The organism is Thermococcus celericrescens, assembly GCF_001484195.1.
In the GTDB taxonomy this organism is placed as follows: domain Archaea; phylum Methanobacteriota_B; class Thermococci; order Thermococcales; family Thermococcaceae; genus Thermococcus; species Thermococcus celericrescens.
In genome coordinates this window covers 1-8,694 of the sequence record NZ_LLYW01000049.1, presented here as the reverse complement: position 1 = coordinate 8,694, position 8,694 = coordinate 1, and the positions used below count along the sequence as shown (strand labels likewise).

Annotated in this window: 8 protein-coding genes and 1 pseudogene; 4 read left to right on the top strand and 5 right to left on the bottom strand. The window is 52.1% G+C overall.

Annotated features, from left to right (window positions below):
• From APY94_RS11850 to APY94_RS11840, 3 genes are all read right to left on the bottom strand, one after another.
• On the bottom strand, positions 1-308 hold a 308-nt coding region (locus APY94_RS11850; RefSeq protein ID WP_211259711.1), incomplete at its 3' end, for an inorganic phosphate transporter.
• Between the two features lie 92 nt (positions 309-400).
• Entirely contained in the window at positions 401-1,450 is a 1,050-nt protein-coding gene (locus tag APY94_RS11845; protein ID WP_058939822.1) for a glycosyltransferase, read from the bottom strand.
• A gap of 112 nt (positions 1,451-1,562) precedes the next feature.
• Positions 1,563-2,264 (bottom strand): RAD55 family ATPase, encoded by a 702-nt coding sequence (locus APY94_RS11840; protein WP_058939821.1) that lies wholly within the window; start codon positions 2,262-2,264, stop codon positions 1,563-1,565.
• A gap of 122 nt (positions 2,265-2,386) precedes the next feature.
• On the opposite strand from APY94_RS11840, the gene APY94_RS11835 reads away from it, so the two are divergent.
• The 3 genes and pseudogenes from APY94_RS11835 to APY94_RS11825 all read left to right on the top strand — a co-directional run bounded on the left by APY94_RS11835 (position 2,387) and on the right by APY94_RS11825 (position 5,065).
• A complete protein-coding gene (locus tag APY94_RS11835) occupies positions 2,387-2,680 on the top strand; it encodes a hypothetical protein (protein WP_058939820.1) in 294 nt (97 codons plus the stop codon).
• A gap of 33 nt (positions 2,681-2,713) precedes the next feature.
• A complete protein-coding gene (locus tag APY94_RS11830; protein ID WP_058939819.1) occupies positions 2,714-3,646 on the top strand; it encodes an SDR family oxidoreductase in 933 nt (310 codons plus the stop codon).
• 113 nt (positions 3,647-3,759) lie between these two features.
• Positions 3,760-5,065: pseudogene (locus APY94_RS11825) on the top strand (RNA-guided endonuclease InsQ/TnpB family protein).
• 27 nt (positions 5,066-5,092) lie between these two features.
• On the opposite strand, the gene APY94_RS11820 reads toward APY94_RS11825, so the two are convergent.
• Both APY94_RS11820 and pfdA read right to left on the bottom strand, forming a co-directional pair.
• Positions 5,093-6,772: a DUF2341 domain-containing protein gene (locus APY94_RS11820; protein WP_058939818.1), complete on the bottom strand. Its 1,680-nt coding sequence runs from the start codon at positions 6,770-6,772 to the stop codon at positions 5,093-5,095.
• Between the two features lie 88 nt (positions 6,773-6,860).
• The gene (gene pfdA, locus APY94_RS11815) at positions 6,861-7,304 is read right to left on the bottom strand and encodes a prefoldin subunit alpha (RefSeq protein WP_058939817.1); all 444 of its coding nucleotides are present in this window, start codon (positions 7,302-7,304) and stop codon (positions 6,861-6,863) included.
• A 287-nt stretch (positions 7,305-7,591) separates the two neighbouring features.
• Between pfdA and APY94_RS11810 the strand changes: the two genes are divergently transcribed.
• Positions 7,592-8,302 (top strand): TIGR02253 family HAD-type hydrolase, encoded by a 711-nt coding sequence (locus APY94_RS11810; protein WP_058939816.1) that lies wholly within the window; start codon positions 7,592-7,594, stop codon positions 8,300-8,302.
• The last annotated feature ends 392 nt before the right edge of the window (positions 8,303-8,694 follow it).

The following is an 8,694-nucleotide window of genomic DNA, read 5'->3' as shown; positions in this document are numbered from 1 at the left end:
GCCCCCACGAGACCGCCTATTATGGACTGGGTCGTTGAGATAGGCCTTCCCCAGAGGCTTGCGAGGGTTACGGCAGAGGCCGCGCTGAAGAGGACGAGACCGACCTCACCCGCGGACATGCCCTCGGCGAGCCCGGAAACCGTTCCGGAAACGCCAGAACCTCCAAGAAAAACGCCCAGAGTTGTGAATACCCCTATGAGGAGCACGGCTCTTTTGAAGCCGAGCACGCCCGAGCCAACAGCGGTTCCAACGGCCTTTGCACTGTCGTTTGCGCCTATCGCCCACGCCATGAAGAGCGCCGTTATCATCGTCATCACTATATTCTATTTGTTGGCCCATAATCTATATAGTCTATGTAGTGCGGAAGTGAGCACTTAAAAGGGTTTCGCCCCGTATTGCCTCATGCCCTCCTGAGGAGCACCGAGAGATAGCCGTAGATGTGGAGAGTAAGGTAAAACACCGCCCAGAACCAGATTATAAGGGGAAACAGGAGCGCGTTTATCAGCCTTCCACCCTCGAAGAGGGTAGGCAGGAGCATCGTGAAGGTCTCGAAGAACCACCCGAGGGCGAAGAGTTCAAACTGACCTGTGATAAGGAGAAGCGGCGGGACGATCACATCGAAAAACGCCACGACGTCCGAAAGGAGCAGAAAAGTCAAGTCCTTCGTGAATCCTCCCCCAAGGTTCTTTAAGTCTCCAAGGAACCAGCGCTTCCTCTGGCGCCAGAGGACGGCAAGGCTCTTCGGCATTTTTGTCCACACCCTCGCGCGAGGGGCGTAGACGACTTTTCCAAACTCTTTAACAGCCTTCGTCGTGGCGTAGTCCTCAACAATGTCCTCGACGAAGCCGCCGATCCTCTCAATGGCCTCCCTGCGGAAGGCCGCTATCGGACCGGGAGCGAGGCTCAGGTCGTCCAGCTCTTTCGCCCTGCGGAACATCGCTATCCTGAGGTGCTCCGCGTCCTGCGCCATCTCAAGGAAAGAGCCTCCTGCGACGCGAACCTGGCCGCCGACTCCGAGGACTTCATCGGAGTGGAAGCGCCTCACCAGCTCCTTAACTGCATCGGGTTCGAGATAGCTGTCGGCGTCGGTCGTTACTATGACCTCGCCGGAAGCCTTCGAGAGGCCGAAGTTCAGGGCCCTGGCTTTTCCACCGTGCTCCATCCGATATACCTTCAGCATGGGACTCTTGACCGAGGAGGCAACCTCAAAGGTGTTATCCTCACTCCCATCGTCGACCACTATGACCTCAAAGTCCGGGTAATCTTGAGCGAGCGCTGATCTGACGGCCTTGAGAACGTGCTCCCCCTCATTGTAAGCCGGGATGAGTATCGAGACCTTAGGCAGCCATTGTCCGGTTCGATACTCCGTGAAAAGGTGGAGTAGGTAATTAACGAAGAAGTATCCATCCCAGAGGAAGATGACAGCAAGACATAGGAGGAGCGGGTTCATGACGGATGAATCGAGCGAAGGCTTTTAACTTTTCTCACTCCACGGGATGGCTGACATTTTTCTGATCTGACCTCCTCTCCGCCCTGAAGGACGAGGCTTGAGGAGAAAAATGTCAGGGCAATGGGAGGACGTGGTCGTGGTACACAACAATTCCACTGTCAGTTATCTTGTACGGCCGGATGGTGCCATCAAAGGCGCTACCGCGGAACTTTGTTATCCTGATGCCGCGGGCGAGCTTTCCCTGCATCTCAAACATCTTGAGCTCAATAACCCCGTTGACCAGGTACTCCTCAACATCCGTCCTCTGAAGTTCCGATGTCAGGATTACGGTGGTTTTTAACCTCCCCACCGCTTTGACAAAAGTAAGAAACGACCTCCTGTACTCGATATCATCTTTCGTAGCCACCTTGAGCATGGTTATAGGATCAATGACAACCCTGTGGTAGTATCTCTGTTTGAACTGTTCCTTTATGGCAGTCAGCATCTTGTCCATGCCCTCCGCAAAGGACTCGAAGAAGTTTTCCATGAGAACGTACCTCTCCGCGGTTGGAGTGGCGTCTATTATTGTAAAGTGAAGGTCGGCGAGGTTAAAGCCAAACTTCATCATATCCATCTTAAGGTTCTCAGCGGGTTCTTCCAATGTAACATACAGTACGTTTTCACCGTTATCTACCCCCGCCATTGCAAAGTGCATCGCAAGGGTGGTCTTGCCGGTACCAGGGGCCCCCTTAATAAGGTACGTTCTGCCCGGGATAAGACCCCCGTTCAGCATGAAGTCCAATCCAGGAATTCCCGTGGAAACCCGCCCATCCATGGTTCCCGTTCCCCTAATTATGTTGTGGCGGAAAGGTATATAAGAATCTTTCGAGACTGTCCAAAAAATTTCCTGCGTAACCTTAAAGTACCATTAAAACCCTAAAATAATCCGTGATCATCATGAAGGAGGAGAAGGAATTCCGGCTTGTGCTGGAGGGAGGAAACCTCGAGATAGTTGACTGTAAGACGCAGGAGACCGTGTGCAGCTTCACCATTGACGAGCTGGCGGAGATGATCGAGTTCCGTTATGCAACCCCTTGGAATAAGAGCAAAGACATTCTGGAAAAGCTGACATACGTTCTGAGGGACATCGAGTATGCATATAAATCTTCCAAGGATGTATCCCCCAGTAAAGAGGACATCATGCGGGAGGTAAAGCTGAGGATGCACGGATCGCGGACGGATAAATTTTAGAGGATGCACCTTTTATTTTTCATGGGTGAATACATGAAGAACAAGCTTGTCGTCATCACAGGAGGAGCGGGCTTCATAGGCTCCCACATCGCCTGGGAGCTTGTCAGGGACAATGAGGTGGTTATACTAGACAACCTCTACACCGGGAAGGAGGAGAACGTGCCCCCGGGTGCGAAGCTTGTGAAGGCCGATATCCGGGATTACAGCGCCGTTGCGGAACTGATAAGCCACGCGGACTACATCTTTCACGAGGCGGCCCAGGTGAGCGTCGTCGAGAGCGTCAGAGACCCGGTTTTCACGGAGGAAGTTAACGTTATGGGCACCCTGAACATTTTAAAGGCACTCTTGGAGGGGCACGGGAAGCTGATTTTCGCGTCCTCCGCAGCGGTCTACGGGGACAACCCGAACCTGCCCCTGAGGGAGACTGAGAGGCCGAAACCCCTTTCACCGTACGGCGTGACCAAGGCGACCGCCGAGGAGTATCTCCGGGTTTTTCACGAGCTGTACGGCCTGCCAGTCGTTGCGCTGCGCTACTTCAACGTCTTCGGACCGAGGCAGAGCGCCAACCAGTACGCGGGCGTTATAAGCATCTTCATCAACCGCGCCCTGAAGAACGAGCCGCTCGTTATCTTCGGAGACGGCAAACAGACGAGGGACTTCATTTACGTGAAGGACGTCGTTAAGGCGAATATACTCGCCGCCGAGAGCCGGAGGAGCAACGGGCGGGTGTTCAACGTTGCAACCGGAAAGCAGACAACCATCCTCGAGCTGGCGATGAAGGTAATCGAGATAACCGGCGCCAACAGCTCCGTACTCTTCGACAAGCCCAGACCGGGTGACATAAGGCACAGTCTAGCGGATATAAGCGGGATTAGGAGTCTTGGCTTCGAGCCGGAGTGGAGCCTTGAGGAAGGGCTGAAGAAAACGGTGGAGTGGTACTCTAAGAACCACCCTGTGGGGGAGTGACATTTTTCTTTTGCAAGCCTCGCCCTTCAGGGCGGGGACAAGCACTACCCAACAAGCCATTAAGCAGGAAAGCAACACTCTTTTAAAGCCTAAGAGTCATACTATACTTCGAGATGAAGCGCTCGGTAACGGTCAAACTCCAGCCGAGCAAGGAGCAGGAAAACCCTCTTCGAGTTAGCTCACGCTTCGGCAGTAATCTGGAACAAGCTGAACTACCAGCGTTTAAAACAATTCAAAGAATTCGGCAGGATTGATTTTAACGGGACGGAAAAGGAAGCCTATCACGAGTTCAAAAACTGGATTGGCGGCTCAACAGTCCAGCAATTGGCCAGAAAGAACGCCGAAAGCTGGCGTTCCTTCTTCCAACTCAACAAGAAGAAGAAAAACGGAGAATTGCCGGAGTGGTTCAGGCCGAAACCTCCGGGATTCGTCAGGAAAGAGAACGGAAAGAAACTGTTCATTATCCCACTCCGAAACGACCAGTATCGAATTGATGGGAACGGCATCGAGTTGAGACGTCTCGGGAAGTTCGGGAGGCTGAGGATTCAATTCAAGGGGAAAATTTACCTCAGGGGCAAGCAGGGAAGGTTAGAGATAACTTACGACGAGGTAAAGCGAAAATGGTATGCTCACATCAGCATCACAGTGAAAGAAAAACTAATCAATGAGGAATGGGTTGAAGTTCCAAGACAATCCTTAGGAAGTCTCTCAGCGGGAATTGATTTAGGAGTGAACAACTTAATGGCCGTTTACGTTGAGAACGGCGAAAGCTTCCTCGTGAACGGCAGGCCATTAAAGTCAATAGCCTTTTACTGGCGGAGGAGAATAGCCGATTATCAGTCCAAACTCAACAAGAGTGGTGCAAAGAAGAGTAAGAAGCTCAAAAGAATGCACGAGAAGGCTAAACTTCAGGCAAAGCATTACATTGACACTGTTGTGAGACAGACCGTCGAGAGGCTTTATCAGTTAGGCGTTAGCAGGATTGTGGTTGGTTATCCAAAGGGCATTAGCAGGAACCCTGATAAGGGCAGAAGGCAGAATTTCCTCCTCTCCCACGTCTGGCGGTTTAATACTGTCATTAAACGCTTGAAGGAAGTTGCTGAGGAGTATGGTATCCAGGTTTTGGTTGTTGATGAGGCTTTTACCTCTCAGCTTTGCCCTCTCTGTGGCCAGCGACACACTAACGGGAGGATTTTCAGGGGTTTGTTTAAGTGTCGCAGAGAGGGCGTTGTTATGAACGCTGACCTTGTTGGTGCTTTCAATATCTTGAAGAAGGTTGTGGAAACCATAACCCCGAGCCTCTCGGCTTTAGCGGGGGGTAGGGGTAATTGGGGCGAGACCATCCCAGAGGGGTTCTCCGAACCCTCTTCAAAGAGGGTGGTGAGGATTACCCCTCAAACCTCCCCGTCCTTGAGTTAGGGGGTTTCCTCGACGGAAACCCATCCTCTAGGGCGAGGAGGAGGTCATCAACTCCCGGATTCTTTTTTCAAGCAGATTTTGCTCGTATCTTTCAATCATAGAGGATGTTAAATTGAGCCCCACCAAACTCCATTTGTCATTGAAATAGGGAGTTACGGAAAGGGTTTTCTGTGAAATCTGCTGGGAAGGCAATTCAGGGGGGATCGTGGGGAGAGAGGCAATGTTAACAGATTTCGGGCTGGAGACTGTTATGGAAGATGTTGCTTGGGGAGGTTGAGGGTTAAAGGTAAGGTGATAGTAGAAATTCCCCAGATCCCATGTGGGCTCTGGATTAACGTACTTCCTAACGAAGAGGTAATCAATCAACAGGGGGCCCCCGCTATACTGGCCAAATCCAACTGAACCATACTGGCCTGGGAGAACGTTGTAATAGGCCATTGAATTCCCGTTCTGATAAATGGCAATGGCATCCCCGAGGGAGAACATATCAATAAAACTCCACCGCCCCACAGTGTATCGTGAACCGGAAATTCCGTAGTTCCAGGACACACTGTTTTTATCTAGCTGTGGAGAGTTGACGTTGAACTGAGCCTCTCCGTTCAGAGGAATCCGAGTGAACCAGTAAGCGTTACCAATTCCCTCACCATACCCTTCTCCAGACGGCAGTATCCAGGGAAGGAAAAAAGAACCCAGGGAAATCTGAATGTCTCCAAACAGAGATGAGATAACATCATAGGGATTCGTCATATCATCCGGCCCCAGAGAGACTACAGCTTCGACATGGTATGGTGCAGGGAATTGACGCTTTGTCCAAATCCACTGCCCCGGATAGAGTGACAGAACGCCGTTTGAAGGAGGGGAAACACCACCCCGGGAATTCCAATTGGAGATGTCGTTAAAGTCATCGTAAAGCAGGAAAACTTTGTCTGGATCGTTGTGATCAACGCACGGGTTTCCGGAGCCGCCGTAGTTGATGTATATCTCCGTCCGGGAATTAGCAGGAATGTTGGTCACATTCAGCCAGAACCACGCCGATGAGCCTTGCGAATTAGCCTCTTGACTCTCTATCCAGTAATACAAACAATCTCCCGAGGCGTTAGTGAAATAGACAGTGTCCCAGTTGAAGTTGGGATCTGAAATCCCGAGCCCAACAGGAATCGTATACCAATTCAGCGGAACATTGCTTCCAGTTATAATCATGGCCTGGGAATATTTTTCGTCATAGGTACCCAATCCGACCTTTTGAAGATCCACAAAGATTGGTTTACCCGCATCGTAGGCATAATCCCTTGAGAGCACAACCACTCTGGTTTTTGACACATCAACCCAAGAGGCGGACACCTGTGATACGCTGACGTTAAATGCAGTTCCCCCGGGAAGACCCCCCCGCGGCACAACAAACGTACCATCAGAAATACGCTGGCCGGAGGAATTATACAGCACAACCGTAACTTCAGAGCCCTCTGGCAGATCCCCCCCAAGAATCAACTCCACATGTACCACATCACCCAGCGGGTTATACGGATTGTATCTCCCGTTAGTGGTCCAGAGGGCGTACCTTCCCTCACGGACAGGACTCACGAGGTAGTTTGAGCCAGCCCCAATCTCCTGAGCGCTGATGTTAATCCCAGGCACGGCTAATCCAAACGTTCCGAGAATTATGATTAAAACCAGCGCAGTTGAAGCCGTTCTGATCCTTGTTAGCATCTTAAAAACAGCTATGGACGGAAAAGTTTAAAATATTATCCCCCGGGTTTCGGTTTCCACCCTGAAAAGGAGGAAGAAAGAATCTCAATCACTTCCTTACGCTGAAGCTCATGGCCTGCCTCTGCTGAAGCTCCTGCACCTTCTGGGCGAGCTCTCCCAGCTGCCCCTCCAGCTTTCTGAGAGCCTCCTGGGTCTTGGCTATCGCCTCGTCGTACTCCCTGATGCGCGCGTCCAGATACACTATCGCGTCATCGAGGTTCTTCTCGATGGCGTAGCCGGCGCCGACGCTGACTATCGCGTTCTCCTTGTCGTCTATGTGAGCCTTCAGGAAGGAGCCAGCCCCGATTGGCACCAGTATCTCCGGCTTCTCCTCTTCGACCTTCTTGAGTTCCTCCAGCGTCTCCTTAACCGCCTGGAACTCGTTCCTCCCCAGTGTGAGCAGTTCAAGGTTCTGGGCCAGGAGCTGCGCCTGGGCCTGAAGGAGCTGGTACTCGTAAGCGAGCCTTTCAAGCTGCTCGTTCATCTCGGCCATTTCACACCACCGGGGAGACTACGCGGGGAGGCTTTTAAGGTTTAGGTCAGATTTACTTTTTCCTGAAGAGCAGGAACCATTCGATGACCCTAACGTGCAACATGGGAGACACCCAACGGGGGTGGTGATGCCCTGTAGTTCGGCCCCCCGTAAAAATTGCTGAGAGCTAAAAATTTTCAAACATTTCCTTGTTCAAACAGCAAATTTTGGAAAGTTTCACAACAGAACTTGTCGTTCTGCCGGGCAAGGGTTTTAACGTCCGCCCCCAAACCCCTCCGGTGGTTGTGATGCTCAGGGCGGTCTTCTTCGATTTCGTGGGCACGCTCATAACGAAGGAGGGCGAAAACGTTACCCATCAGAACATCATGAGGGAGGTCCTCAGAAAGGCCGGGAGGGAAGACCTCGACTACGTGAGGCTCTGGGAGGAGTATGAAGCCGAAAGCTCCGCCATGTTCAAGGAGCTCGCCGGCAAGCCCTACGTCAAAATCCGGGACGTTGATACCGAGGCCATGCGGAAGGTGGCCGAGCACTACGGCTTTTCGGCTCCCGACGACTTCTGGGAGATAAGCATCGCCATGCACGAGCGCTTCGGAGAGCTCTTCCCCGATGCAGTTGAAACGATTAAGGCTCTCAAAGACCTCGGCCTCCACGTCGGAATCATAACAGACTCAGACAACGACTACATCGAGGCCCACCTTAAGGCCCTCGGAATCTACGACCTATTCGACTCCATAACAACCAGCGAGGATGCCGGCTTCTACAAGCCCCACGAGGGGCCCTTCAGGCTCGCGCTTGAAAGGGCCGACGTTGAAGCGGGCGAAGCCCTCTACGTCGGCGACAACCCCGCCAAAGACTGTGTTGGGGCGAAAAACGTTGGAATGTCCAGCGTCCTCCTCGACCCGAATGGGGCAAAGAGAGAACTGTGGGGCAACTGCGACTTCGTGGTTTCAAAGCTGAGCGAGGTCGTTGAAATCGTGAAGGGCCTGATGGAAAAATGAGGGGTCCGCAACGGGGTCTTCTCCATGTGTGTTTTTGTGTGCTCACGTAGAGTTTCATTCCCCGAGATTCCGCGGGTGCCCGGACTTAGACCGCCTCGCCCACTCTCCTTCTCTTTCAGCATACTACGGCGGAACGGGTCGCCCGAACACCCGCAGGGTTCAGCCAGTCCTCCACCTCACCTTGCTCACAGACTTCACCGGGCGGGCATCACGACCAAAAACCATTTAAGTAATCAGGTATTTAAGTATTTTGGTGAATACAATGGGCGTCATAACCGTGAAAATCCCAGACGAGTTAGAAGTCAAATTCCGAAAGAAAATCCTCGATGTTTACGGCGTCAAAAAAGGAGCCCTCGGAATGGCCATAACGGAGGCTATTGAGTTATGGCTCG

Bases quoted from the DNA above. Each gene is read 5' to 3' on its own strand.
- APY94_RS11810 (WP_058939816.1), top strand. From the start codon at position 7,592: ATGCTCAGGGCGGTCTTCTTCGATTTCGTGGGCACGCTCATAACGAAG.
- APY94_RS11845 (WP_058939822.1), bottom strand. From the start codon at position 1,450: ATGAACCCGCTCCTCCTATGTCTTGCTGTCATCTTCCTCTGGGATGGA.
- pfdA (WP_058939817.1), bottom strand. From the start codon at position 7,304: ATGGCCGAGATGAACGAGCAGCTTGAAAGGCTCGCTTACGAGTACCAG.
- APY94_RS11835 (WP_058939820.1), top strand. From the start codon at position 2,387: ATGAAGGAGGAGAAGGAATTCCGGCTTGTGCTGGAGGGAGGAAACCTC.
- APY94_RS11830 (WP_058939819.1), top strand. From the start codon at position 2,714: ATGAAGAACAAGCTTGTCGTCATCACAGGAGGAGCGGGCTTCATAGGC.
- APY94_RS11840 (WP_058939821.1), bottom strand. From the start codon at position 2,264: ATGGATGGGCGGGTTTCCACGGGAATTCCTGGATTGGACTTCATGCTG.
- APY94_RS11820 (WP_058939818.1), bottom strand. From the start codon at position 6,772: ATGCTAACAAGGATCAGAACGGCTTCAACTGCGCTGGTTTTAATCATA.